The 912-nt window shown below is 42.3% G+C and carries 1 protein-coding gene; it reads right to left on the minus strand.

Going from position 1 to position 912, the window contains the following annotated elements; all coding sequences use genetic code 11:
- Positions 1-146 precede the first annotated feature (146 nt).
- Positions 147-912 (minus strand): NRDE family protein (locus A3738_RS04890; protein ID WP_068763405.1); only part of this gene is annotated, 766 nt, incomplete at its 5' end.

A 912-nucleotide genomic window follows, 5' to 3' on the forward strand; every position in this document is an offset into this window, starting at 1 on the left:
CGCTTTGTTCTTCTGCAGAAGAATGGTTTATCCATAGAAAGGAAGAAATAAAGAGAAAGCCTAGTAAGTATTTTTGCTTGAGTTTGATGAGCATATGCATAGTGATCTCTCTTGGTCTAATCCGGGTTCGTGTTCTTTACTACGCCTTAGAGATTTATTTCCACTTCGGTATAGGGCAAGTCTTGGCTGTTCTCTGAGTTGAAAGTCGTGTCATAACTGCGTTCGATTAACGAAATTTTGTTTTGATGAATGCGCACAAGTGAGCTTGTGCGCGTGCCATACTCTTTACTCCGAATGAAAATACTCGAAAGCAATTTCTCACTTTGAACCCCCAGTCCAGTATTAGGAAGTTCATTTTCAGGCGCTTGAGTTTGATCCTGCATTAACGCAAATAAGGCATTTTTTTGATCTGTGTTTGGCTCTGGTGAATCGTCGATGCACTTTTTAAATTCGCCTTTGGCTTTGATTACTTTTGGCCAAGGTGTGTCGAGTAGGTGATTACTCAGACCATAGATACCAGCATCAAGTATGCGAAAGTTTTGCGTGTCTCGATTACTCGTGTATACAAGTTCAGTACCATCGAAGATCAGGGCATTGAATCCGGTGTAATCTTCAGAGCTTTGTGCAAGGTGCGTAGCGTATTCTTGAGCGCTGACTTCGCTTAACAAAAACTCGTTTGGGATTAAGCCCCTTGATTTTTCGCCGCTTGAACTCGGAACTTCTCGAAAGTTAGTAACCGTGCATAATCGTTGATTTGCTGTGATACCCAGCCAAGTTCCTCCTGCGAGTTTATCTTTGCCAGCGCAAATGCCGTTATCCCATTTAAATGCTTGGTCTGTCGGTCGCTGATAAAACTCATCACGATTACCGAGCAATATGAGTGGCGTTTCACTCTTTGGTTGCCATTTAAAA

The sequence above is a fragment of the Oleiphilus sp. HI0066 genome (genome assembly GCF_001635725.1).